The organism is Stackebrandtia nassauensis DSM 44728 (assembly GCF_000024545.1).
GTDB classification, from domain to species: domain Bacteria; phylum Actinomycetota; class Actinomycetes; order Mycobacteriales; family Micromonosporaceae; genus Stackebrandtia; species Stackebrandtia nassauensis.
Genome location: NC_013947.1, coordinates 5662670 through 5686894 on the forward strand (window position 1 = coordinate 5662670; position 24225 = coordinate 5686894).

General features: G+C 69.2%; 17 protein-coding genes. 8 read left to right on the plus strand and 9 right to left on the minus strand.

The window, feature by feature from the left end; genetic code table 11:
* Positions 1 to 22: 22 nt before the first annotated feature.
* Positions 23 to 673, plus strand: a complete 651-nt coding sequence (locus tag SNAS_RS26375; RefSeq protein WP_013020538.1) for a TetR/AcrR family transcriptional regulator — start codon at positions 23 to 25, stop codon at positions 671 to 673.
* Here the strand turns inward: SNAS_RS26375 and SNAS_RS26380 are convergent.
* From SNAS_RS26380 to SNAS_RS26390, 3 genes are read right to left on the minus strand one after another with little or no spacing between them, the layout of a single operon-like run.
* Positions 576 to 1433: an ABC transporter ATP-binding protein gene (locus tag SNAS_RS26380; protein ID WP_013020539.1), complete on the minus strand. Its 858-nt coding sequence runs from the start codon at positions 1431 to 1433 to the stop codon at positions 576 to 578. The genes SNAS_RS26375 and SNAS_RS26380 overlap by 98 nt on opposite strands.
* A 4-nt stretch (positions 1434 to 1437) precedes the next feature.
* On the minus strand, positions 1438 to 2523 hold the full coding sequence (locus SNAS_RS36390) for a FecCD family ABC transporter permease (protein WP_013020540.1): 1086 nt from the start codon (positions 2521 to 2523) through the stop codon (positions 1438 to 1440).
* Between the two features lie 2 nt (positions 2524 to 2525).
* Positions 2526 to 3569, minus strand: a complete 1044-nt coding sequence (locus SNAS_RS26390) for a FecCD family ABC transporter permease (protein WP_013020541.1) — start codon at positions 3567 to 3569, stop codon at positions 2526 to 2528.
* Between the two features lie 79 nt (positions 3570 to 3648).
* Here SNAS_RS26390 and SNAS_RS26395 point away from each other — a divergent pair, with 79 nt between their 5' ends.
* Positions 3649 to 4665, plus strand: a complete 1017-nt coding sequence (locus tag SNAS_RS26395) for an ABC transporter substrate-binding protein (protein WP_013020542.1) — start codon at positions 3649 to 3651, stop codon at positions 4663 to 4665.
* Between the two features lie 8 nt (positions 4666 to 4673).
* Here the strand turns inward: SNAS_RS26395 and SNAS_RS26400 are convergent, their stop codons facing one another.
* Positions 4674 to 6185, minus strand: coding sequence for an XRE family transcriptional regulator (locus SNAS_RS26400; RefSeq protein WP_013020543.1), 1512 nt, complete (start codon positions 6183 to 6185; stop codon positions 4674 to 4676).
* A gap of 143 nt (positions 6186 to 6328) precedes the next feature.
* Here SNAS_RS26400 and aceA point away from each other — a divergent pair, with 143 nt between their 5' ends.
* Together aceA and aceB are read left to right on the plus strand one after the other, a co-directional pair.
* A complete protein-coding gene (gene aceA / locus SNAS_RS26405) occupies positions 6329 to 7633 on the plus strand; it encodes an isocitrate lyase (RefSeq protein ID WP_013020544.1) in 1305 nt (434 codons plus the stop codon).
* Positions 7634 to 7659: 26 nt separating this feature from the next.
* Positions 7660 to 9273, plus strand: a complete 1614-nt coding sequence (gene aceB / locus SNAS_RS26410; RefSeq protein ID WP_013020545.1) for a malate synthase A — start codon at positions 7660 to 7662, stop codon at positions 9271 to 9273.
* A 120-nt stretch (positions 9274 to 9393) separates the two neighbouring features.
* On the opposite strand, the gene SNAS_RS26415 is transcribed toward aceB, so the two are convergent.
* Complete coding sequence (locus SNAS_RS26415) at positions 9394 to 10650, minus strand: FAD-dependent oxidoreductase (protein ID WP_013020546.1); 1257 nt, start codon at positions 10648 to 10650, stop codon at positions 9394 to 9396.
* A gap of 124 nt (positions 10651 to 10774) precedes the next feature.
* Here SNAS_RS26415 and SNAS_RS26420 point away from each other — a divergent pair, with 124 nt between their 5' ends.
* Positions 10775 to 11371, plus strand: a complete 597-nt coding sequence (locus SNAS_RS26420) for a TetR/AcrR family transcriptional regulator (protein WP_013020547.1) — start codon at positions 10775 to 10777, stop codon at positions 11369 to 11371.
* Between the two features lie 63 nt (positions 11372 to 11434).
* On the opposite strand, the gene SNAS_RS26425 is transcribed toward SNAS_RS26420, so the two are convergent.
* Together SNAS_RS26425 and SNAS_RS26430 are read right to left on the minus strand one after the other, a co-directional pair.
* Positions 11435 to 14251, minus strand: a complete 2817-nt coding sequence (locus SNAS_RS26425) for an endonuclease/exonuclease/phosphatase family protein (RefSeq protein WP_144300644.1) — start codon at positions 14249 to 14251, stop codon at positions 11435 to 11437.
* A 149-nt stretch (positions 14252 to 14400) separates the two neighbouring features.
* Positions 14401 to 15255, minus strand: coding sequence for a hypothetical protein (locus SNAS_RS26430; protein ID WP_144300645.1), 855 nt, complete (start codon positions 15253 to 15255; stop codon positions 14401 to 14403).
* Positions 15256 to 15424: 169 nt separating this feature from the next.
* Between SNAS_RS26430 and SNAS_RS26435 the strand changes: the two genes are divergently transcribed.
* Genes SNAS_RS26435 through SNAS_RS26445 form a run of 3 tightly spaced genes read left to right on the plus strand, consistent with a single transcriptional unit; the run spans position 15425 to position 20115 of the window.
* Complete coding sequence (locus tag SNAS_RS26435; RefSeq protein WP_041625191.1) at positions 15425 to 16108, plus strand: response regulator transcription factor; 684 nt, start codon at positions 15425 to 15427, stop codon at positions 16106 to 16108.
* A gap of 2 nt (positions 16109 to 16110) precedes the next feature.
* Positions 16111 to 17787 (plus strand): sensor histidine kinase, encoded by a 1677-nt coding sequence (locus SNAS_RS33350; RefSeq protein ID WP_013020551.1) that lies wholly within the window; start codon positions 16111 to 16113, stop codon positions 17785 to 17787.
* 9 nt (positions 17788 to 17796) lie between these two features.
* Positions 17797 to 20115 carry a M28 family peptidase gene (locus SNAS_RS26445; RefSeq protein WP_013020552.1) on the plus strand — a complete coding sequence of 773 codons (2319 nt, stop codon included), beginning with the start codon at positions 17797 to 17799 and terminating at the stop codon, positions 20113 to 20115.
* Positions 20116 to 20225: 110 nt separating this feature from the next.
* On the opposite strand, the gene SNAS_RS26450 is transcribed toward SNAS_RS26445, so the two are convergent.
* Together SNAS_RS26450 and SNAS_RS26455 are read right to left on the minus strand one after the other, a co-directional pair.
* Positions 20226 to 21464, minus strand: a complete 1239-nt coding sequence (locus tag SNAS_RS26450) for a GNAT family N-acetyltransferase (RefSeq protein WP_013020553.1) — start codon at positions 21462 to 21464, stop codon at positions 20226 to 20228.
* A gap of 52 nt (positions 21465 to 21516) precedes the next feature.
* A complete protein-coding gene (locus SNAS_RS26455; RefSeq protein WP_013020554.1) occupies positions 21517 to 24219 on the minus strand; it encodes a helix-turn-helix transcriptional regulator in 2703 nt (900 codons plus the stop codon).
* Positions 24220 to 24225: the final 6 nt, after the last annotated feature.

Genomic DNA, 24225 nt, shown 5'->3' on the forward strand with positions numbered 1-24225 from the left:
TAAGTTTGACAGGATGTAAGAGATGACTCGATCCCCCGCTCGCGGCCGCCGCGCCGACGCCGTACGCAGCGAAACCGCCATCCTCGACGCGGCGGTGCGGCTGCTCAACGTCAATCCCGACACCGGCCTGGAGACCATCGCCGCCGAGGCGGGCGTGACCCGGCAGACCGTCTACGCGCACTTCCCGTCCCGGGATCGATTGCTGGCGGCCGTCGTCGAAAGGATCACCGAGGACGTCGTGGCCGCGATCGACGCCACCGGTCTTGAGGACGGATCCGCCACCGAGGCGCTGTTCCGGTTGCTGGAGGCCAGTACCGCCGCCGCGAACCGGTATCCGGTGCTGCGCAAGGCATTGGCCTCGGTCGCGGTGCCCACCGCCGACGACGAGCGACAGCACGCGCCCATCACCGAGCGGATCACGAAGGTCATCGCCCGGGGACAGGCGGCGGGCGAGTTCGACGCGACGCTGCCGCCGCACTGGTTCGCGACCGTCACCATCGAGCTCAGTCACGCCGCGGCCCACGAGGTCGACAACGGCCGGATGCCCGAGGCGCGGATGTCCGAGGCCCTGCGCGTCACGCTGCTGCGGGCGCTCGGCGCCGCGTTAAGTCAGCGATCGGTTGGCTTGCACGGTGATGCCGCCCCGCCGGGATCACCAGCGGCGTGTCGCTGACCGGGTCGACGGTGATCTCGCACGGCACCCCGAAGGTCTCCTCCACCAGCTCCGCCGAGATCACTTCGGACGGTTGCCCGGCGGCCATGACCAGTCCGGCCTTCATGACGATCATGTGGTCGGCGTAGCGGCTGGCCTGGTTGAGGTCGTGCAGCACCATGACGATGGTGCGCCCGTCGGTCCGGTTGAGCTCGAAGATCAGGTCCAGGACGTCGATCTGGTGCGCCAGGTCCAGGAACGTGGTGGGTTCGTCCAGCAGCATGATCGGCGTCTGCTGCGCCACCGCCATCGCGATCCAGGCGCGCTGCCGTTGACCGCCGGACAGTTCGTCGACCGGACGCTGCGCCAGGTCGGTCATGTCGGTGACCCGCAGCGCCTCGTCCACCGCCTGTTCGTCGGCCGCCGACCACTGTCGCCACCAGGACTGGTGCGGAGCGCGGCCCCGGCCGACCAGGTCGACGACGGTCAGTCCCTCGGGTGCCTGCGGCGACTGCGGCAACAGCCCGAGTTTGCGGGCCACCTGCCGCGTCGGAGTACTGTGGATGGACCGTCCGTCCAAGATCACCTTGCCGGCGCCGGGCGGGTGCAGCCGGGCCATCCCGTGCAGCAGCGTCGACTTGCCGCAGGCGTTGGGGCCCACGATGACGGTGATCTTCCCCTGTGGCACTTCCAGGTCGAGGTCGTCGATGACGATCCGCCGCTGGTAGGCCAGCCGCAGGCCGTCGGTCGCCAGCCGGGGTGTGTCCGATGCGGATTTCACGGGGTCAGCCTCCTGAACCGGAGCGGTTGGTACGGACGAGCAGCCACAGCAGCACCGGCGCGGCCAGCGCGGCGGTGGCCACCCCGACCGGCAGCGGACTGCCGGTGGGCAGCACCAGCGGGACGAGTTTGCGCACGACCAGGTCGGCGGCCAGCACCATCGCCGAGCCGGTGAGCCCGGAGGCCAGCAGCGGCGGCCAGGCCATTCCAGCGAGGCGGCGGGCGATCTGCGGGGCCGCCAGCGCCACGAACAGGATCGGGCCGGTCGCGGCGGTCGCGAAGGCGACCAGGCCCACGCCGGTCACGACCAGCAGCAGCCGGGCGAGTTGCAGCGGGGTGCCCAGGACGATCGCGACCCGGTCGCCCAGTTGCAGATCGCGCGACCAGCGGCTGAGCATCACGGTGGCGGGCACCAGGACCGCCATCGCCCACATGAGAGTGACGGCGTGGTCCCAGGTGCGGTCGTTGAGGCTGCCGACCAGCCAGCCGACCGCCTTGTGCGCCTGCCACGGGTAGGCGATGGACAGCAGGTAGTCGGTGGTGGCCACGCACATCCACGACACCCCGATGCCCACCAGCACGATCCGGTAGCCGGTGGTGCCGCGCCGCCAGGCCAGCAGGTAGATCACCAGGGCCCCGGCCAGGCCGCCGATGAGCCCCAGCACCTGGGTGCCCAGCTGGGAGCCGATGCCCAGCACGAGTCCCGCCACCACGGCGGTGGAGGCTCCCGCGCTGATGCCGATCATGTCGGGGCTGGCCAGCGGGTTGCGGGTCATGGTCTGGAACACCGCGCCCGACATCGCGAACGCGGCCCCGGCGAGCAGGCCCAGCATCGCCCGGGGCAGCCGCAGTTCGTGGACGATCAGCATGTTGCCGCGATCGCCGAGGCCCAGCAGCGCTGTGGCCACATCGGACAATGTCAGCGGGAAGTCGCCGAGCGCGATCCCGGTCAGCAGCAACAGGACGGTGACGGCGGCCAGCCCGACGCAGCAGGCCAGCAGCCGGATCCGCAGCATCCCGGAGACCTCGGGGGTGCCCAGCCGGAAGACGAGGCTGCGGCGGGTCCGGTCACGGTGGAGGGTCGTCGTCATCGTCACAGCTCCGCCAGTCGACGGCGGCGCACCAGGGCGATGAAGAACGGGCCGCCGATGAAGGCCAGCACCACGCCGACGTTGACCTCGGTGGGGCGGGCGATGACGCGGCCGGTGATGTCGGCGGCGAGCATGAGTATCGGTGCCAGGACCAGTGTGTAGCCCAGCATCCAGCGGTAGTCGGGTCCGGTGATGGCCCGGGCGACGTGCGGGACGATGAGTCCGACGAAGACGATCGGGCCGCACACCGCGACGCAGGCGCCGGTCAGCAGGGTCACGACCACGGCTCCGGTGAGCCGGATCAGTCCGACGCGGCGGCCCAGTGATTTCGCGACCCGGTCGCCCAGGGCGAGGCTGTTGAGCGAGGACGCCAGCGACAGCGCCACCACCATGCCCACCAGCAGGAACGGCGCGATCTGGAGCAGTACCTCGGTGTCCTGACCGGCAAGCGATCCGGCGGCCCAGTAGCGGTACCGGTTGAGCGCGTTGGTGTCGGTCAGCACGATGCCGCTGGTCAGCGCGCTCAGCAGCGCCGAGACGGCGACGCCCGCGACGGCGAGCTTTACCGGGGTGGCGCCGCCGCGTCCCACGCCGCCCAGCAGGTACACCACCAGCCCGGCCACCAGCGCGCCGCCGAAGCCGGTCCAGATGAAGCCGAGCATCGAGGCGATGCCGAAGAACGCCACCGAGATCACGATCGCGAAGGCGGCGCCGGCGGTGACGCCGAGCAGTCCCGGGTCGGCCAGCGGGTTGCGGGTCAGGGCCTGCATCAGCACCCCGGCCATGCCCAGTCCGGCGGCGACCAGCAGTGCCATCGCGGTGCGGGGAATCCGGACGTCCCACACGATCGCGACGGTCTGCGCGTCGCCGTCGCCCGCCAGCGCGTCCAGCACGGTGCCCGCGCCGATCGCCCGGCTGCCGAGCATGATCGACAGCAGGCACAGCACCGCCAGCACCCCGGTGAGCGCCAGCAGCCAGGTGCCGCGCGACACCGGCGATCGCGCCGGGGCGGCGGCGGCCGCCTTGGGCGACGTCGTGACGCTCATGGGTCTCCAGTGGGGGTGTGTATGCGGTAGGGGGGTACCCCCGCGACAACGTAGCTTAGGGAAGGCTTACCTTAGCAGCATGTCAACCGCCCCCACCTCGTCCGCCTCCCTGTGGCGACGCGCCCTGCTCGGACTCACCCTGCCCCTGATCCTGGCACTGGCCGCCTGCGGCGGCGGCGCCGGAACCGACGCCGGGGGCGACTTCGGTGTCAAGATCAAGCACAAGTACGGCACCACGACCATCGACAAGAAACCGTCCAAGGTGGTCGCGCTCGGCCTTAACGACGCCGACACCCTGCTGGCCCTTGGCATCCAGCCCGTCGGTGTCGTCGACTGGTTCGGCGAGCGGCCCTACGGCGCCTGGCCGTGGGCGAAGGAGCTGTGGAAGGGCAAGAAGCCCAAGATCGTCGGCGAACGTGACGACTACAACATGGAGAAGATCGCCAAGCTGGCCCCCGACCTGATCGTCGCGCAGTACTCCGGCATGACCAAGGACCAGTACAAGACGCTGTCCAAGTGGGCGCCGGTAGTGGCACAACCCCTGGGGCACGAGGACTACGCGGCGCCGTGGCAAGCCATGGCCGAACCGATCGCCAAGGCCGTCGGCGAGGAGAAGAAACTCGACAAGCTGATCGACGGCATCGAGGACGACTTCGCCGCCGTGCGCGAGGAGCACCCCGAGTTCGGCAAGCTCACCGCCGCCGTCTCCGAGGGCTACGAGAAGGGCAAGTACGTCGCCTTCGCCGCCGACGACCCCAAGATGGAGTTCATGACGCTGCTGGGCTTCAAGCCCGACGACAAGATCGAGTCCGAGATCGAGAAGGGCAACAACGTCGTCGAGTTCGGATCCGAACGACTGGACCTCGTGGACGTCGACCTGCTGGTGTGGCTGACGGCCGACGAGGCCGCGGCGAAGAACGTCAAGAACGACAAGGTCTACTCCGAACTGGACGTCGTCAAGGACGGCCGCGACCTGTTCGTGCCCTACGAGGAGGGCCCGAAGATCGGCGCGGCGATGTCGTTCAACACCGTGCTGAGCATCCCCTACGCCATCGAGGAACTGGTGCCGCAGCTGGAGAAGAAGGCCAAGGCCTAAGGCCCGGCTCACTGCCGGGAGTGCTTCTCCAGGAACCGGTACACCTCGGTCTCGTCCACCCCGGGGAACGATCCCCGGGGCATGGCGGCCAGCTGTGACGACGTGGCCCGCCCCGCGGGCCACACCTGCCCGGCCCACGCCTCGGCCAGTTCGCGCGGTGGACGACGGCAGCATTCCGGGTCCGGGCAGCGCGACACCGACCGCGCCGTGGTCTCCTTGCCGCGGAACCACTTCGAGGCCTCGTAGGGCACGCCGACGCTGAGCGAGAACTCGCCGTCGGGGCCGCGTTCGGTGCGGGCGGTGCACCAGTAGCTGCCGGTCGAGGTGTCGGTGTACTGGTTGAACGGGCTGAACTTGTCCGGCACCTCGAAGACCTGACGGCTGGTCCAGAACCGGCAGATCTGCTGTCCCTCGATGGCTCCGGTCGGGTCCCTGGGGAAGGCGACCCCGTCGTTCTCGTAGGCCTTGAAGATGGTCCCCGACTTGTGGACCTTCTGGAAGTGCGTGCGGATGCCCAGGTGGTGGGTCGCCAGGTTCGTGAACCGGTGCGCGGCGGTCTCATAGGACACCGCGAAGTTGTCGCGCAGGTCCTCCACCGCGATCTCCTTGGCGGCCATGGCCTGCCGCAGGAACTTCACAGCGCTGACCTCCGGGATCAGCAGTGCCGCGGCCAGGTAGTTGGTCGCCACCCGCTGCCCCAGGAAGTCCGCATAGGTGGGTGGCACGTCGTGTTCCAGGACCTGGCTGGCCAGCGCCTGCAACAGCACCGTGCGGGGGTCGTGGAAGCTGGACTTGTTCTGGGTCAGGTAGATGCGGCGGTTGCGCAGGTCCGTCACCGAACGGGTCGAGTGCGGCAGATCGTCCACATGGTGCAGTGTGAAGCCCAGATACGAGGCCAGGTCCGAGATGGCGTACTGCGACAGCGGGCCGCTGGAATAGTCCACATGCTTCAACAGGTCGCGTGCCTGCGCCTCGATGTCGCCGAAGTAGTTGTCGCGGTCGCGCATCCGGCGCCGCAGTTCGGTGTTGGCGCGGCGCGCCTCCTCCGGCGTGGCGGCGTGCAGGTTGACCTGCCGCTCGACCTCACGATGCAGCCCCACCAGCGCTTCCAGCACCTCGGTGGGCACCCGCGCCGACGGCCGTACGCTCGGCAGCCCCAGCGACTGGTACCCGGAGCTCTGCTGGGCCCGCTCCAGCTCGATCTCCAGGGCCACTCGCCGGTTCGGCGGTTCGGTGCGCAGCAGTTCGTCCGAGCTGACCCCCAGCTCCCGGGCCAGCGCGCGCAACATTGACAGTTTCGGCTCCCGCTTGCCGTTCTCGATCATCGACAGCTGCGAGGGCGCGGTACCGATGGCCTCGCCGAAGGCGTCGAGGGTCATCCCGCGCTGTTTGCGCAGGTGACGAATCCGCTTGCCCAGGCTGATCAGGTCCAGGCTCGGCTCGGCCTCGGCCGCCGGTGGCGTCTCGGCCGCGCCCCAGGGCGCGTGCGGCTGCGGCTGGGTGGCGTCCTTCTTTCCCATTTCTTCAGCATATGCGAAGAAACGCAAATCTTCACATCACAAAAGTCTTCCAAACCGGCTCTCGCTGGAAAATTCTTGTTACCAGTAAGTAGAAATGACCGTTCGCGGTCAGCCCGGTACCTCACCAGGACAGGAGCATGACGATGTCGAAGCCCACGGATCTCAGGACGCGCACCATCGAACAGCTGGAACTCGACTGGCGCACCGACCCGCGCTGGCAGAACGTCACCCGCGACTACACCGCCGAGCAGGTCGTCAAGCTGCGCGGCCGGGTGCAGGAGGAGCACACCTTGGCCCGGCGCGGCGCGGAGAAGCTGTGGGCCCAGCTGACCGGTGAGGCCGCCTCGGGCGGTTACACCAACTCGCTGGGCGCGCTGACCGGAAACCAGGCGGTGCAACAGGTCCGGGCCGGACTGCGCGCCATCTACCTGTCGGGCTGGCAGGTCGCCGCCGACGCCAACCTGGCCGGCCAGACCTACCCCGACCAGTCGCTGTACCCGGCCAACTCGGTGCCACAGGTGGTGCGGCGCATCAACAACGCGCTGCTGCGCGCCGACCAGATCGAGTTCGCCGAGGGTGCCAGCAGTGTCGAGGACTGGCTGGTGCCGATCGTCGCCGACGCCGAGGCCGGTTTCGGCGGTCCGCTCAACGCCTACGAACTTATGAAGAGCATGATCACCGCCGGTGCGTCCGGGGTGCACTGGGAGGACCAGCTGGCGTCCGAGAAGAAGTGCGGACACCTGGGCGGCAAGGTCCTGATCCCGACCTCGCAGCACGTGCGCACCCTCAACGCCGCCCGGCTGGCCGCCGACGTCGCCGGGACCCCGACGCTGATCGTGGCCCGCACCGACGCCGAGGCCGCCACCCTGCTCACCTCCGACATCGACGAACGCGACGCCGAGTTCCTGACCGGCGAGCGCACCTCCGAGGGCTACTACCGGGTGACCAACGGGCTTCCCGCCTGCATCGCCCGCGCCAAGGCCTACGCGCCGTACTCGGATCTGCTGTGGATGGAGACCGGCACCCCCGACCTGGAGGTGGCGCGGCAGTTCGCCGAGGCCGTCAAGGCCGAGTTCCCGGACCAGATGCTGGCCTACAACTGCTCGCCGTCCTTCAACTGGAAACGGCACCTGGACAACGACACCATCGCCAAGTTCCAGAACGAGTTGGGCGCCATGGGTTTCACGTTCCAGTTCATCACCCTGGCGGGGTTCCACTCGCTCAACCACTCCATGTTCGACCTGGCCCACCGCTACGCCCGCGAGGGCATGACGGCCTACGTCGACCTGCAAGAACGCGAATTCGCCGCCGAAGACGCCGGCTACACCGCGACCAAGCACCAGCGCGAGGTCGGCACCGGTTACTTCGACGAGATCGCCACCGCCCTCAATCCGAGCGGTTCGACGCTGGCGCTCGCCGGATCCACCGAGTCCGGCCAATTCCACTGACAGCGAAGCGTTTTCAGGAGACAGCGATGACCATGCTCACCGAACATCGGCCCACCCGCGAGATCACCATCGCGGGACCGCCGGTGCCACGCCAAGAAGAGATCCTGACGCCCGGGGCGCTGGAGTTCCTGGCGACCCTCCACAATGCCTTCGTGGGTCGCCGCCAAGAACTGCTCCAGGCCCGGCAGGAACGCCGGGTCCGGATCGCCAACGGCGTCGACCCCGAGTTCCCGGCCGAGACGGCCGCGATCCGCGAGGACATCTCCTGGACGGTCGCGCCGTTCGCGCCGGGCCTCGAGGATCGTCGCGTCGAGATCACCGGTCCCTGCGACCGCAAGATGACCATCAACGCGCTCAACTCGGGCGCCAAGTGCTGGCTGGCCGACATGGAGGACTCCTCCACGCCGAGCTGGTCCAATGTGATCAACGCGCAGCTGAACCTCGGCGACGTCCTGACCGGCGGCATCGACTTCACCAGCGACCAGGGCAAGAGCTACCGGCTCAACAGCCAGACGCTGACCGACCTGCCCACCATCATCGTCCGTCCCCGGGGCTGGCACCTGGCCGAACGCCACCTGCGGGTCGACGGCGTGCCGATGAGCGGCGCCCTGGTCGACTTCGGACTGTACTTCTTCCACAACGCGCGACGGCTGATCTCGCAGGGACGCGGACCCTACTTCTACCTGCCGAAGCTGGAATCCCGCACCGAGGCGCGACTGTGGAACGACGTCTTCATCCTGGCGCAACAGGAGCTGGGCATCCCGCACGGCACCATCCGCGCCACCGTCCTCATCGAGACGATCACCGCCGCGTTCGAGATGGAGGAGATCCTCTACGAACTGCGGCACCACAGCTCCGGGCTGAACGCGGGCCGCTGGGACTACATCTTCTCGGTGATCAAGAACTTCCGCGACCGGGGCCCGCGGTTCGTGCTGCCGGACCGCGACCGGGTGACGATGACCGCCCCGTTCATGCGCGCCTACACCGAACAGCTGGTGCGGGTGTGCCACCGCCGCAGCGCCTCGGCGATCGGCGGGATGGCGGCGTTCATCCCCAACCGCCGCGACCCGGAGGCCAACGCCGCCGCGATGGCGAAGGTGCGCGCGGACAAGACCCGCGAGGCCGACGACGGTTTCGACGGATCCTGGGTGGCGCACCCCGACCTGGTCCCGGTCGCCATGGAGGTGTTCGACGAGACGCTGGGCGGCATCCCCAACCAGGTCGAGCGGCTGCGAGAGGACGTGGTCCCCGACGCCAAGGCGCTGTTGAACATCAGCGCCACCGAAGGATCCATCACCGAGACCGGCGTGCGCGCCAACATCGAGGTCGGCATCCGCTACATCGAGTCGTGGCTGCGGGGCAACGGCGCCGCGGCCATCAACAACCTGATGGAGGACGCCGCCACCGCCGAGATCTCCCGATCGCAGATCTGGCAGTGGATCCGCTCCGAGTCGCACACCGACTCGGGCCGGGCCATCACCCACGAGTGGGTCACCGAGCTGCTGGCGGACGAGTTCGCCAAGCTCGACCGCTTCGCGGGTGACCGCTTCGACGACGCGCGAGAGATCTTCACCGAGTGCGCGCTCGGCGAGGAGTACCCCACTTTCCTCACCCTGGCGGCCTACAGCCGCTACCTGTGAGGTGACGAGACGGGACGAGCCCTTGACCTGGGAGGCGGGTCGGGGGCTCGTCCTTTTCGGCGTCGCGGGCGTTGGGCGCTTGCGGCGCCGCGATCGCCGGACGGCTTCGGCGGCATACGCCTAGCGAGTCGCGCGTTTGAGCGAGCCGAGGACAAGATTGCGGATGCCGGGCATCTGGATGGCACGGATCGTCGTGTCGCGCATCCACACGTGGAACCGGGTCGGCGGGCAGAACTGCGCGGTTCCCTTGCGGGCCAGGGATTGCCGCTTGCGGACCTCGGGCCGCAGCTCGGCCTCCCACTGTTCCAGCGCCGTAGCCAAGTCCACACCGGATTCGGTGATGGCCGCACCGAGCCGTTCGGCTCCGGTCATCGCCAGCGCCGCACCGTATCCGGCGAACAGCGTGACGCACCAGGCCGCGTCGCCCAGCAGCACGACGCGTCCCCGGAACCACGAGCCCAGGTCGATCTGGCTGACCGAGTCGAAGTAAGCGGCGTCCGGGTCGGCCTTCAGCTGCCGCAGCGCGTCCGGGAACCCGCCGCCCAGGTCACCGAACCGCTCAGCGAGCGACGCGAACGCTCCCCGTGCGAGTTCGGCTTGCGGGTCCTCGCAGCGATAGGCGAAGAACGCCGACGATCGGCCCGGCCCCAGGTTCACGATCGCGGCGGTGCGCAGCGGTCCGATGTAGGTGGCGCTCGCGCCGTCGGGCACCCGGGTGGGGACCTCGGGAAGCGGGAAGGCGCCCACCATGTGCCGCAGGTCGACGCGGAAGTCCGTCTCGGGTCCGAAGACCAGCTCGCGGACGCCGGAGTGCAGGCCGTCGGCTCCGACGAGTAGGTCGCCGCTTTCGACGGTGCCGTCGCTCAACGTCGCTCGGACCTCGGACGCGTCCTGGTCCACTTCGCGCACGGTGGTGCCGAACCGGAACTCGGCGGTGTCGCGCACCGCTTCGTACAGCGCGGACTCCAGGTCGCCACGGAACACGGTGATCGCCCGTTTCCCCAGTGCGGCCTGGGTCAGAGCGGCGGGGATCGTGAACTTCTGGCTGCCGTCGGGATTGACGATCATCGACGTGAAGACGCCGAGGTCGTTGGGCCGCAACGCGGGTACGAGGCCCAGCCGGTCGGCGGCGTCGTAGCCGGTTCCCAGCAGGTTCACCATGTAGCCGCTGCTGCGGCGGCCCGGAGCCTTCTCGACGATGAGCGTTCGCCAACCGGCGCGCTGGAACCGCAGCGCGGTGGCCAGCCCCGCGATCCCGGCTCCCGAGATGATGACCCGCTTCGTGCGGGCGCCGCCGTTTGGAGCGCTGTCGCTGGCACCGCTTGCGCGCCCGTCGCGGCTTCCACCGCATACGTTGTCGCCGTCGCCGTTTCGCATCGTGCCTCCTGCCAAGTATGAGCGTCTGCTCATTCTTAATTTGAGCACATGTTCATACTTGGTCAAGAGCGGGTCCCGCCCGCTGCACGTCGCGAGCGGCCAAGCGGTCAATACACTGGTCGGCGTGCCCAGAGGAGTCGCGATCCCCGAAGTCCGGCAGCAGCTGTTCGCCGCTGTCGAGCAGCTGATCGTCCGCGACGGACCGGGCAAACTCAGCGGCCGCGCCGTCACCGGAGCGGCCGGGGTAGCCACCGGCCTGCTGTACTCACATTTCCGCGACCTGGACGATTTCCTGGTCGGCTACGCCGTTGACCGCGCCTTCCAGATCTCGGCCAACGCCAGGACCCTGCCGGACAAGGCCGGAACGAATACCGTCGCGCGCAATCTGAGCGACACGCTGCTGGCCACCCCGTTCGGCTCCGCGCGGGCACTGACGCGGCTCCTGGTCGCGCGCCCCGATCTCGTCGACGGCGTCGCGTCGGTCCTCGGCGACGGCAACACCGGCATCGACGCGATCGAAACCGCGACCGCCGCCTATCTCGATGCCGAACGGAAGCTGGGACGCGTCGCCGCCGCGACCGACGTCGAAGCGCTGGCCCGCGCGCTCGCGGGCACGCTGCACCACCTGGTGCTGACCGCCGACGAGTCCGACATCCCCGCGCTCATCGAACGAACGGTCACGGCGCTGGCCGAAGGAATGGTCAGGCCGCCAACGAAATGAGCCGCGCGAGCTGAAGTCAGCTCGCGCGGCTCGACGGCCGATCTCGCCGTCACATCCTTCGGGTCACAACTCCTTGCACTGCCCCGTACGGGATCCGCTGATCCTGTTGCCCTCCCCGGTCGGTGCCGGGTCGTTGCCGGTACAGGCCAGCGAGCCGACGAGCGTGTTGTCCACGATCGTCACCCCGCCGGTGTTGTCGGTGAGCCCGATCCGGCCCACGACCCGGTTGCCGTCGCAGTCGCCGCCCAGCGTCACCGGCCCGCTCGACCCGTCGATGGCGATCGTTCCGACCACCTTGGACGAACACAGGCTGATCGACTTGGCGCCCTCGGCTTTCAGCGGTCCGGTGATGGTGCTGTCCACGACGTGGAGGCTGGCCCCGTCCTTGACGGTGATGGTGCCGATCTGGGTCGCGTCGTCCAGGCAGGTCACGCCCTTCTTGACCGTCAGCGGCCCGATGTGCCTGCCCGACACCGTTTTGGTGCACTTCGGCGGGAAGTTGAGCCGCGCGACCTGCGGATCGTGGTCGGAGTTCTGCTCCGCGAACTCCGCGTTGATGTGAACCACCTCGTAGTCGGCCTTCGCCAGCGCCGGGCTGACCAGGATGTGGTCCAGCACCTGCGAGATGCCGTTGTACACATAGGTGTACTGCTCGGTGTCCGGCAGGCCGGTGATCAGGTCCTCCAGCACCTCCCCGTCGGTGAGCGCGTCCAGCGCCGGGGAGAACTGGTAGTCGTTGATGTCACCCGCGACCACGACGTTGGCGTCGGCGTCCACGGCCAGCGTGTCCTTGACGAAGGCGTTGACCGCCTTGGCCTGCTTGATCCGCTGCACCTCGGTGGAGCGCTCCGGCGGCTGGTACCGGCCGTCCGCGTTCTGGTCGCCGCCCTTGGAGTTGAAGTGGTTGGCCACCACGATGACCTTCTCGCCGTTGAACCGGAACTCACCGGCCAGCGGCTTGCGGCTGGACTTCCACGCCTCGTTGGCCGGGTCGATGCGGCCCGGCGAGACGTTCAGGGACGGGGTGCCGTCGGAGTCGGTGCCGACGGTGACCGGGGTGGTCGCGTCGCCGCCCTCGCGGTCCACGAAGGACACCCGGTCCGGGTTGAACAGGAAAGCCACCCGGATGTTGCCGCCCGGCTGGCCGCCGTCGGCGTCGTCGGTGGGGCTGATCTGTCGCCAGTCGTACCGCGGCCCACCGGCCGCGGTGATCGCGGCGGTCAGCTTGTCGAGGGTCTGGTCGGCGTCGACGACGGCGTCGTTGGTGGAGCCGTTGTTGTCCTGGATCTCCTCCAGCACGACGACGTCCGGCGCGGCCAGGTTGGTGACGATGCCCTCGGCCAGCGCGGCGAACTTGCCGCCGGAGTCCTTGGGGCTCAGGTTCTCCACGTTGTAGGTGGCCACGGCCAGCTGCTCCGGTGTCTGCGCGGTGGCGACCTGCCGGTCGATGCCGCCGGACGCCACGCCACCCACCTGGGTGGCGGCGATGCCGTAACCGCCGTACAGCGAGTAATCCACCGGGCCGGAGGTGGCGCCGGTGAGCGTGTCGCCCACATTGGCCGGTGGCACCGAACCGGAGACCGGGAAGACCACGATCCGGCCGGTGGGGGTGTTGTCGTAGCCGGTGTTGACGGTGCCGCCGCGCTCGGAGGCGTACTCGTCGGGTTTGACGGTCAGGTAGATCTCGCCGAACTCGTTGCCGGGGCCCACGACCCGGGCATCGGAGACCGAGACCAGCATTCCCTCGCGAGCCTCCCAGAAGTCCATGGTGGATCGGGACGCGTCGACCGGGTTGAGGTCCTCGACGTTGCCGGTGGGCGCGGTGGGCGCGTAGACGTCGGGAATGGAGTCAGCGGCCACGGTCTCGGTCGACGGCAACGGATTCCCGGACGAGCACACCGCCGTCACCGGATTGGTGATCTCGGTGATGGACAGGTTCGCGGTGTTCGGGAAGGTCTCACCGGACGACAGCTGGTAGAAGTCGGATACCTTGCCCGACACCGAGACCGCGTCCCCCACCTGCACGGTGACCGGCGCGGAGCCCGCGTACACGAACACGGCCTCGCTGGTGGCGGCGTCGGAGTCGGGCGCGGTGTCCTGGATCCAGTAGCCGCGCGGCGACTGCGTCCGCACCGCGGTCACGACGCCGGGCACGTCGGCGACCGGATCGCCGTGCAGCGGCGAGATCCAGCCGTCGCCCTGGATGTCGTGGATCCGGTTCGGGCCCGGTTCGGCCGGGCACTCCGGTCCGGGGTCGCCGCCGTCGTTGGCCACCTTGGGGGTCGGATCGGCGGCGGCGAAGTCGGCGGCGTTGTCGTCGGTGTCGCCGGTTTCCTTGCGCTGCACCGACAGCGTGTTCGAAGCTCCCGCGGCCGGGTTGGTCTCGCGGATCGCGGCGCTGCCGTAGCCGACGAGGTCCACGATCGACGCCTCACCGGCGCAGTCGGCGGCGGTACAGGTCAGCGCGGTGGTCGACTTGACCAGCGCCACCGTGCCGCCGGTGCCGCCCATCGGGATGGTGCCGGTAACGTCCGGTGTGGGCAGTGGCTGGGTGCCGCCGCTGCCGGCGGCCTCGGCGATCAGGTAGAACTGGCCCGGCGCGACCTGGCCGGTCAGCGGCGTGACCTGCCACGATCCGGTGGCCGAGGCGGAGTGGTACTGCACCGACCACCCGGACACGTCGACCGGCCCACCGTCGCGATTGGTCAGTTCGATGAAGTCGTTGGTCAGGGTGGCGCCGGAGTTCCCGCCGCCGCCGTACACCTCGTTCAGCACCACATCGGACGACGCGGCCGCCACCGGGGGCACACCGAACGCGATTCCCGCCAGCGTCGCGGCACACACCACCGCGATCGTCCGGCCAAGACGAGATCTACCCATTGACATAAAGCACAGCCTTCAGGGATCGAACCCACGACGGCCGGATGAGGTGGGCAAACAGATAAGGGCACCACAATTCTTACCCGGCCGTCGGGGAACGATCAACGACGCGAATGCATCAGTTCGGGAAACAACGGGTCCTGATCCGGTCACGCCCCGGACCCGAACAGCTGCTCGGTGATCGCCCGGCAGCGGTCGGCCCCGTAGTCGAGGGAGCGGTCGCCGGAGTAGCCCATCATGATGGCCAGCACCCAGTCGTCGTGGATGGCCAGGCAGTTGAGATCCCAGTCGCCGTCGGCCATCCGGGTCCAGCCGTTCTTGATGGCGACCTCGTCGCGCAGCGATGCGGGCAGGCCGTCGATGATGCCCCACCGGCCACCGCCGGAGGTGGCGTGCTGGTCCTCGTCGGCGGTGCTGCCGCGCACGTGCCGCATCTCGTTCAGCAGCCACTTCGTCCACGGGCCCGCGGCGCGGCCGTCGGCGACGCACTCCCCCATGCGGGCGGCGTCGCGAACCGACATCTCGGTCTTGCTCCACCGGCCGGGGAAGACAGTCGTGTCGGTCAGGGCGCAGGTGGAGATGAGCCGCTCGATCGACGCGTCCTCGCCGAGCTCCTCGTAGATGGTCTGGGCGGCTTCGTCATCGCTGATCCGGATCGCCGCCGAGGCACTGTCGAGCAGCGGCGGCGCGTCGGATTCGGCCTGCCGCAGATAGTCGGCGACCAGCCACGGTTTGATCATGGACTGCGGGGTCGAGGTCTCCTTCAGGTTGGCTCCCTCGATGTCGCCGCTGGAGCGGTCGAGCAGCGCCCAGTTGGCGAAGCCGTCGATGTCCACGTCGACGTCGGTGTCGCCCTCGGGGGCGATCGTCAGTGTCTTGGAGTTACCGGACGTGGTCTGCAACAGCGTGTCCGAGAACGCGTGGATACCGAAGGCGGCGCCGAACGCCACCAAAGCCGTGGTGATGATGCCGAATGTGATGAACCTGCGGGTCATGCGAGACATGGCGGCAAAGCTAGGAACGGCGTCGTCCCGAAATCCCACCCGAAAAGTCCGGAATACAACTATTCGCACTGTTCGATATTGGAGCTAATGCCCCACGATGGACGCAATCGCCCAAAACGCCTTCACAGGTTCTTCACGGGTTTCCGGCGATGTGACAACAATGGGACCCATGAACGCACGCGTGCTGGTGGCCGAGGACGACCCGAAACAGGCGCACCTGATCCGGACGTACCTGGAACGGGACGGCCACGACGTCCTGGTCGTGACCGACGGGCGGCGCGCTGTCGACGAGACCCGCAGTCGCCACCCCGATCTGCTGGTGCTGGACATCATGATGCCCAAACTGGACGGAATGGACGTGTGCCGGGTCCTGCGTTCGGACTCCCAGGTGCCCATCCTGGTGCTGACCGCCCGCGACGACGAGGACACGCTGCTGCAAGGGCTCCAGCTGGGCGCCGACGACTACATGACCAAGCCGTTCAGTCCCCGGGAACTGGCCGCGCGGGTGCGGGCGCTGCTGCGTCGCTCCCGTCCCGAATCCGGGCCGCCCACGGTATTCCAGGTCGGCCGACTGACCGTCGACACCGGACGGGTGCGGGTCAGCGTCGACGGCGAGCCGGTGTCGGTCACGGCCCGCGAGTTCGCGGTGCTGGCCGCGTTGGCCGCCGAACCCGGGCGAGTGTTCTCCAGGCTCGACATCGTGCACCGGGCCTTCGGGTTCGACAGCCACGTCTCGCCGCGCACAGTGGACGCGCACATCGCGAACCTGCGCCGCAAGATCGAACCCGATCCGGCGCATCCGGTTCAGCTGCTGACGGTGTACGGGCACGGCTACACGTTGGCGGTGGACTGATGATGCGCGGCTTTCGATTCCGGGTCTTCCTGCTCGTCGTGCTGGTGGCCGTGCTCACCGCGGGGGTGGTGGCCGGACTGGTGGCCTGGCGCGTCGACCAGGCCGCGCAGGCCACCGTCGAAACGCAGCGGTTCACCGGCGACGAGATCGGCGCGAAGCTGGAGTCATTCGCCGGCAAACGAGCATCGTGGTCGCAAGTGGACGACAAGGTCGCCGAGCTGCACGACGAGACCGGCGAACGGATTCTGCTCACCAATCTGTCCGGCGACGTCATCGTCGACTCGGCCGAGACGAAAGGCGAGTCCCCACCGCCGTCCACACAGCAGCCGACCCTGCTGCGTCCTCGGCTGACGCCGCAGGACGTGATGGAGCTGGAATACACCCCGACACCCGAAGCGATGTCGGAGATCGACGACGCTGTCAAGGAGCTGGCCGAGTTCCGAGGCCAGATGCGGCTGGTGCTCTGCAAAGAAGCGTTCAAGGACGAAGAGATCGAAGTGGAATCGGATGCCGACGATGGCGAGCTGGATTCCCCGGTAACCGACATTCCCGAATGCGAAGGTTCCGAGAAAGTCTCCGCCAGCGAGGAACGCGAGGATCGCGAGGCGTTCGACGCCTGCGCCGACGAAGAGTCCTACGACGACAGGAAGACCTGCCTGTTCTACGTCATGCAGCAGCGCGCGCTGGACGTGTCCCCTGAGCCGCTGCTGCTGCACCTGGGCACCGAGGAACCCTTCACGATCACCTACCCGGCCACCCAGCTGACCATCCTCGGGCTCGCCGTCCTCATCGTCGTCGTTCTGGTCTCGGCGTTGCTCGCCCGGCGCGTCATCCGCCCCATCGACTCGCTCATCACCGCGTCCCGGGCATTGTCGTCCGGAAACCTCAAGACGAAGGTCAGCATCCGCGGCCGCGACGAACTGACGGAACTGGGCAACACCTTCAACCAGATGGTCGAATCGCTCGATCGCGCCGAACGGCAACGCCGCCAGCTCATCGCCGACAGCGCCCACGAACTCCGCACCCCACTGTCCAATATCCACGGATACCTGGAGGCGATCGCCGACGGCATCGTACCCGCGTCCCCCGAACACATCGACTCGCTGCGCGAGGAGTCGACGCTGCTGGCCCGCATCATCGACGACCTGCGACTGCTGGCGCTGTCCGACGCGGGCCAGCTGCCCTGCGAACGGATCCCGCAGGACGCGGCGGAACTGCTGCGCGGCTGTCAGGCCGCACACCAGGCGGCGGCCAACGGCGGGCAGGTGAACCTGACACTCGATGTCCCCGACACGGAGTCGCTGCCGATCGACGTCGACCCCAACCGGATGCGCCAGGCCATCGGCAATCTGGTGACCAACGCGCTGCACGCCACCCCGGCCGACGGCACCGTCGCCTTGCGCGCCTTCGCGTCCGGCGACGAGGTCGTCCTCATGGTCGCCGACACCGGCGGCGGCATCGCGCCCGACCACCTGTCCCGGGTCTTCGACCGGTTCTGGCGAGCCGACTCCTCCCGCAGCCGCGACACCGGCGGCAGCGGGCTCGGGCTGGCCATCACCCGGGAACTCGTCGGCGCCAACGGCGGCGACATCACCGTCCGCAATGGTTCCCGGGGCGCGATCTTCACCATCACGCTCCCCCGCTCCACGAGCCACCCGGAAGCCGTGTCCGATACGTAGACTTCCGCCATGAGAGGTGCGTTCATCCCCGACGGCCGCCGCCCGCTGGCCGCCGTCGCGGCGTTGCTGGTGCTGGCCGTGGCCGTCACCGTGAACCTGATCGTCGACGCGTCCAGCCCGGCACCCGCCGACCCCGGCAGGACCGAGTTCAGCGCCGAACGCGCCCGCGACGTCCTGGAGGACATCGCGACCAAACCGCGTCCGCTGGGCAGCGAGGAGAGCGACCGGGTCCGCGACGACCTCGCCGACAAGCTGCGCGAACTCGACTACGACGTCGACGTGACCGAGGACGTCGGCGGCGAGGCACGGGACAACGAGGTCGTGTTCGGCCGCGTCGACAACGTCGTGGCCACACTGCCGGGCACCGACCCGACCGGGCGGGTGCTGCTGGTGTCGCACTACGACTCCGTGGCCGCCGGTCCCGGCGCGGGCGACGCGGGCACCCCGACCGCCGCGGTCCTGGAGACCGCCCGCGCGCTGGCGGCGGGACCCAAGCCGCGCAACGACATCGTGGTGCTGCTGACCGACGGCGAGGAGACCGGCCTGCTGGGCGCCGACGCGTACGCCCGCGAGCACCCGTCCAAGGGCAACGACGTGGTGCTGAACTGGGAGGCGCGCGGCACCGACGGCCCGTCGCTCATGTTCGAGACCTCCACCGGCAACTCCCGGCTCATCGACGTCTACGCCGATTCCGCGCCCCACACCACCGGCGATTCCTCCATGGTGGAGGTATACCGGCACATGCCCAACGACACCGACTTCACGAACTTCAGCGCCGCCGGGTACTCCGGGCTGAACTCGGCGAACATCGGCTCCCCCGCGTGGTACCACACCCCGGGCGACTCACTGGACCATGTGGACCCCGCGACCATGCAGCACCACGGCGCGAACATGCTCGGCCTCGCGGCAGCGTTCGGCGACACCGATCTGGCCACCATCCAGTCGGACTCCGACACCGTCTACTTCCACTTCCTCGGCCTGTTCGTGAGTTACACGCCCACCTGGGGGATCGTGCTGTCGGTGCTGAGCCTGGGGCTGCTGGTGGCGGCCGTCGCCATCGCCCGGCGCCGCGACCTGCTCAGCCTGCCCCGGTTCGGCATCGCGGTCGCCACGATCCCGGTGGCACTGGCGGTTTCGGTGGCGCTGGCGCAGGCGATGTGGATCGCGATGACCCTGTCGCGGTCCGGGGTGGCCGACACCCGCGGCATGCTGCACGCCCCCGCCCCGTTCGTGTTCGCGACCGGGCTGCTGGCGGTCGCGGCCGTGTTGGCGTGGTACCTGACGCTGCGTCGGCGACTGGGCCCGGCCGCGCTGGCTTTGGGGGCGCTGACCTGGTTGGCGCTGTTGGGATCGGTGCTGGCGTTCGTGGCTCCCGGGGCCGCGTTCCGGCTGGCGATCCCCGCGCTGTTCGCCGCGGCGGGCATCGTCGGCGCGCTGCTGCTGGCACCGCGTGCACCGATGTGGACGGCGGTGGCCGCGCTGGCCGTCGGCATGGTCCCGGTCGCGGTCATCCTGGTGAGCACCGGCAGCAGCCTCGCCGAGGCGTTCGGGCTGTCGATGGCGGGAGCGCCCGCGGTGCTGTTCGCGTTGGCGGGGACGGTTTCGGTGCCACTGCTCGAGCTGTGGCTGCCCTCTCCCGATCGGCCGAGGCATCGTTTCGGCTGGGCGGTACCGGTCGGCGCCGCCGTCGTGGCCGTCGTGGTCTGCGCGACGGGCCTGGCCGTCACCGGGTTCGACGAGGAGGAACCGCGTCCCACCTATCTGGCCTATGTGCTCAACGCCGACACCGGCAAGGCGACCTGGGTGACCCAGGACACCGACACGTCACAGTGGACTTCCGAGTTCATCTCCACGGCCGGTGACCCCGACCGGGTGCCCGACGGGTACCGGGAACCGAAGGTACCGATCAACAACTGGGGCCGGGCACCCGACGTCGACCTGCCAGCGCCGACCGCGACGGTGACCCGCGTCGGGGACAAGCTGCGGGTCCACATGGAGTCCAAGCGCGGGGCGGACAATCTGACCCTGCGCACGGTCGGTGCCGTCACGAAGGTGACGGCCTGGGTGCCAGACGACAAGACCGTCACCAAGAACCTGACGGTCACGGAGTCCGGGCCGTGGGGCAGTTCGATCAGCTTCCGCGATCCGCCGAAGGGCGGAGTCGACGTCACGCTGACCTTCGACGGGAAGGTCGAGCCGGAACTGATGCTCTACGACCGGTCCGACGGGCTGGACGACATCCCCGGCTACCGGGACCGCCCCGACGACGAGATGCGCTCCCCGATCCGCAGCAGCGACACGGTAACCGTCGTGACCACGGTCGACTAGCGCGCGACGAGCCACAGTGGCCGGAACCGGGCACGGTGCCCGGCTCCGGCTCCGGCTCCGGCTCCGGCTCCGGCTCCGGCTCCGGCTCCGGCTCCGGCCACATCGTCGGCTCAGTACAGCGGAAACGCCCAGCCGCCCGGGTAGAACGGCTCGCGGTGGCCCCGGAACGCGGCGTCGGCCCGCCCCAAGGCACCGGGGCTCAGCTCCTCGACGAGCCCGGCGGCCGCCAGCGACGTCAAGCTGGTTCCGCCCAGGTACGCCGCGCCCAGCTCGGCCGCCGACAGCCGCAGCTCGGCGGGCGCTGCGGTGGGCTCACAGCTAACGTCGTCGCCGTCGGCCAGCAGCCGGAACCGTCCCGTATTCCACGGGCACACCGCGTCCTCGACCTCCAGAACCGTTTCCAGCGGCGCGGAGTAGCGACGGCTGGCCAGCGCCTTGTCCACATCGACCAGACGCACCCACAGCCGGTCCATCGTGTCGGCTCTCGCCGGACGAGGGTCGACGAGCAGGTGCGGCAGCGGTTCGTCCACGGCCGCTTCGTATTCGATCCAGTCGGTCAGATCGAAGCCCGCGAAGAACCGCCACAGCGACGCGTAAGCGGGCAGCGAGAACGCCACCAGCTCCTGCAATCTCACCGCACGGGACCCGTCGGGATTGCCCACGCGTCGGTACAGGGCATAGCCGGTGACCTCGCCGCCGGGTTCGGTGTGGACGGCGACCCGCAACGCGGTGGCATCGCCCCGACGCTCAGGCGGGTCGAACAACCGCAGGTCCCAGGCGGCTTCGTCCCGGTCGCTCCAACCAACCGTGCTGTGCCGCCGCCGATCGTAGAGTTTCGTCAACGTGGACCGGGCCTCGACAGGATCAGCGAGCGCGATGGCACCGCCACCGAAGTCCACATCGGCCCGAAACGCCATGGCGCGCTTGTCGAGGCGCAGCATCACACCCCGCGATGCCGGGCCGTAACCGTAACGGCCGTAGATCCCGGCCTCAGCGGGCCGCAGTGCCGCGACGGACTCGCCATGCTCGTGCAGCTCAGCCAGCTGTCGGCGCATCATCGCGGTGAGGATGCCGCGCCGCCGGTGCGTCGGTGCCACCGCGACGAAAGCGATACCGGCCGTCGAGATCTCCGCCCCGGGCACGGTCAGCTCCCGCGGATAGATGGACACCCCGCCCACGGGGGTAGGGCCGTCGAATGCCCCGATCGTGCGGTCGAGGTCGGTGGCGGCGCGCTTGATCGCCAGGTCAGCGTCGGTCAGATCCTGGCCGTAGGTGTCGGCGATCATGCGGCACCAGGGCGCGAACTCGGTGTCGGTGACGGGACGCAGCGAATACGGGTCTGTTGTCATGGCACCACACTCGCCGCCTAAACACCCCGTCCGCATCGAGCGATCGCGGTATTTACGTCTCTACCAGGCCGCGTTTGTGCGCGATGGTGGCCGCTTCGGTGCGCGTGGCGGCGCCGAGTTTCGCGAGGATGTGCGAGACGTGGACCCCGGCGGTGCTCGGCGAGATGTACAGCTTCGCGGCGATCTGCCGGTTACTCAGTCCCTCGACGATCAGCGCCAAAACCTCGTGTTCCCGCTCGGTCAGTCCCGACGTGTCACCGTCACCGGTCACCAACGGTGCCGCGCCCAGCGCCGTGATGAGCTCCGCCGATTCCCTGGCCTGCGCGCGATTCCCCGTCACCTGGGACGCGATGTGAAGGCTCAGCGCGAGTTCGTAGGGCTGGTCCAGGGCGCGCCAGGCCGCGACCACGTCCGCCCAGGCCTGCGCGGTACCACCCGTGGTCATCGCGGCGATGGTGTCGTGCCATGCCTTGTCGAGCCGACCGTGGACGGGCAACTCGGCGTTGAGTTCGGCGACGTCGTGCCGGGGCTGTTCCCCCGCCGCGAGGCGCGCGTGCCGGATCCGGGCTCCGACAGCCAGGACGGGACGCACCTCGACCGGCGCGACCCGTCGCAGCGCCGGGTTCGACAGGGCCCGAGACAGGAACTCCTCCGCCCGATCAATGTCACCTTCGGACAGTGCCGCCAGGCACAGGAACACGTGCCGGTGCAGGAGATGCGTGCCCAGCCGTTCGTCGCCGCTCTCCAGGTCCACGGCCAGTTCGGCGGCGGTGTCGGTGTCGCCGCGCAGAACCGCCAGGTGACCGGCGACGGCCCGCAGGATGTCGCGCGACATCGGCGGCGGCCCCTCCGCCAAGGCCGAGTCCACAACGGACGCGGCTTCGTCCCAGTGCCCCGACAGCAGCAGCGCCTTGGCGAGATGCCCGGCCAGGTGGGTGCCCCGGCTGCGGGCCAGGCCGAGTCGCTGCGCCCGGTCCACGCCCCCGCGGGCGGCCCGAGCCGATTCGCCATGGTCGCCTTGCCGCGCATGATGCATGGCCAGGTACATCAGGACGGTGATCTCAAGATCGTGGTCGCGCAGCTCCTCGGTTATGGACAGTGCCTCGGTCAGCATGTCCAGGTTGGAGGTCACCCCGCCGACGACCAGCAGGCCGCGCACGGTCACGGTGGGGTCGCCGGTTTCGCGTCCGATGCGCAGCGCGTCCCGAGCCAGTTCCAACGCGGTGTCGGCGTCCCCGCGATACGTCGCCATGGCCATGAGGCCCAGCAGCCGACCACGAGCGTTGTCGTCCGGCTCGGACGCCAGCAGCTCGTGAGCTCGCCTCAGATCATCGATCCCGGTGGCGTCGGTGCGATCCCGCAACCGGCCCCGGTGTTCCAGCAGTACCGCAGCGCGGCCCGGTTCCCGATCCTCATCGACAATGGCCAACGCCTCGGTGGCGAAGTCGACGCCGCGCGCGTACTCGCCGCTGAGCATGCAGCATTCGGCGGCGAAGGTGCCCACCGCGACACGATCGAGCCCGAGCCGTTCGGCGGCATCGGGAACCGCGTCCCACAGTCGCAGGATCCGCTCCAGCATGCGGGCTTCCTCGTGATACGCGTAGGCGTCGCAAGCGGCGGTGGCGGCTCGCCAGGCGGCGTCCAGGGCCGGGCCGAGCTGCCCGGCCGCGTAGGTGTGCGTGGCCAACTGAGACGGGGTCCCGTTGTCGCGCAACGCCTCGGCGTAGCGTGCGTGGAACCGTTTGCGTTCACCGGGCAGCAGGTCCTCGTACACGGCGTGCCGGATCAGATCGTGCCGGAAGACGTAACCATCCTCTGTGGGCAGCAACAGGCCGCCCTCGACGAGCGGTCGGACCAAATCGTCCAGCGCGTCCTCGTCGTTGCCCGAAACCGTGGCCAGCAAGGCATGCGCTACCTCACCCGTGGCCACCGAGGCCGCCCGCAGCACCCGCCGCAGCGCATCCGGCAGCGTCCTCGGAACATGCAGCAGCAACTCGGCGTCCGGAGTGCTCTGACCACTTTGGGCCAAGGCCTCCACGAACAACGGATTACCGTCGCTGCGTTCGTGGATCCGCCGGGCGACATCAGGTTCGGGACGGTCGCCGAGGATCGCCGCCAACTGACGTCCGACCTCGTGACGGGTCAGCGGCCCGAGTCGCAACTGAGTGGTCCGGCCACCACGCCGCAACTCGGACAGCAGCGGCCCGGTCGCGGGCTCGGTGTCCCGATACGTTGCCACCAACAGGATCCCGGGCCGGTTCACATTCCGCGCCAGAAACCCCAGCAGCTCGGCGGTGGCGGCATCGGCCCAGTGCAGATCCTCGATGACCACCACGAGCGGCTTCGACGCGGCGGCCTCGACCAGCGTCAGAATCTCCTCGTACAACCGCAGTTTGTCCCCCGACTGCGCGGCCCCGAGCTCCGGAAACCAGCGCGCCAGCTCACGTCCGGGCCCCGGCAGGATCTCAGCGACCCGCTCGGCTCCCAGCTCGCGAACCAAAGCCCGCAACACGGCGACGAACGGCGCGTAGGCCAAGCCGTCGTCCAACTGGGTACAACCGCCGGTCACCACCCGGGCCCCGCCACCCAGCGAAGCGGCGAACTCGCTCACCAACCGGGACTTCCCGATCCCGGCCTCCCCGGCGATCAGCGCGACCCCCGGAGCCGCACCGGCGGAACGAAACGCGGCCAACAGCGACGACAGGGCGTCGGCACGTCCGATGAACGCCGGACTGACCACGCGATTCGCCACCATGCGGCC

Coding starts and splice junctions, on each gene's coding strand:
- SNAS_RS26375 (WP_013020538.1), top strand. CDS start 23: ATGACTCGATCCCCCGCTCGCGGCCGCCGCGCCGACGCCGTACGCAGC.
- SNAS_RS36390 (WP_013020540.1), bottom strand. CDS start 2,523: ATGACGACGACCCTCCACCGTGACCGGACCCGCCGCAGCCTCGTCTTC.
- SNAS_RS26390 (WP_013020541.1), bottom strand. CDS start 3,569: ATGAGCGTCACGACGTCGCCCAAGGCGGCCGCCGCCGCCCCGGCGCGA.
- SNAS_RS26395 (WP_013020542.1), top strand. CDS start 3,649: ATGTCAACCGCCCCCACCTCGTCCGCCTCCCTGTGGCGACGCGCCCTG.
- SNAS_RS26400 (WP_013020543.1), bottom strand. CDS start 6,185: ATGGGAAAGAAGGACGCCACCCAGCCGCAGCCGCACGCGCCCTGGGGC.
- aceA (WP_013020544.1), top strand. CDS start 6,329: ATGTCGAAGCCCACGGATCTCAGGACGCGCACCATCGAACAGCTGGAA.
- aceB (WP_013020545.1), top strand. CDS start 7,660: ATGACCATGCTCACCGAACATCGGCCCACCCGCGAGATCACCATCGCG.
- SNAS_RS26415 (WP_013020546.1), bottom strand. CDS start 10,650: ATGCGAAACGGCGACGGCGACAACGTATGCGGTGGAAGCCGCGACGGG.
- SNAS_RS26425 (WP_144300644.1), bottom strand. CDS start 14,251: ATGGGTAGATCTCGTCTTGGCCGGACGATCGCGGTGGTGTGTGCCGCG.
- SNAS_RS26430 (WP_144300645.1), bottom strand. CDS start 15,255: ATGTCTCGCATGACCCGCAGGTTCATCACATTCGGCATCATCACCACG.
- SNAS_RS26435 (WP_041625191.1), top strand. CDS start 15,425: ATGAACGCACGCGTGCTGGTGGCCGAGGACGACCCGAAACAGGCGCAC.
- SNAS_RS33350 (WP_013020551.1), top strand. CDS start 16,111: ATGCGCGGCTTTCGATTCCGGGTCTTCCTGCTCGTCGTGCTGGTGGCC.
- SNAS_RS26445 (WP_013020552.1), top strand. CDS start 17,797: ATGAGAGGTGCGTTCATCCCCGACGGCCGCCGCCCGCTGGCCGCCGTC.
- SNAS_RS26450 (WP_013020553.1), bottom strand. CDS start 21,464: ATGACAACAGACCCGTATTCGCTGCGTCCCGTCACCGACACCGAGTTC.
- SNAS_RS26455 (WP_013020554.1), bottom strand. CDS start 24,219: ATGGTGGCGAATCGCGTGGTCAGTCCGGCGTTCATCGGACGTGCCGAC.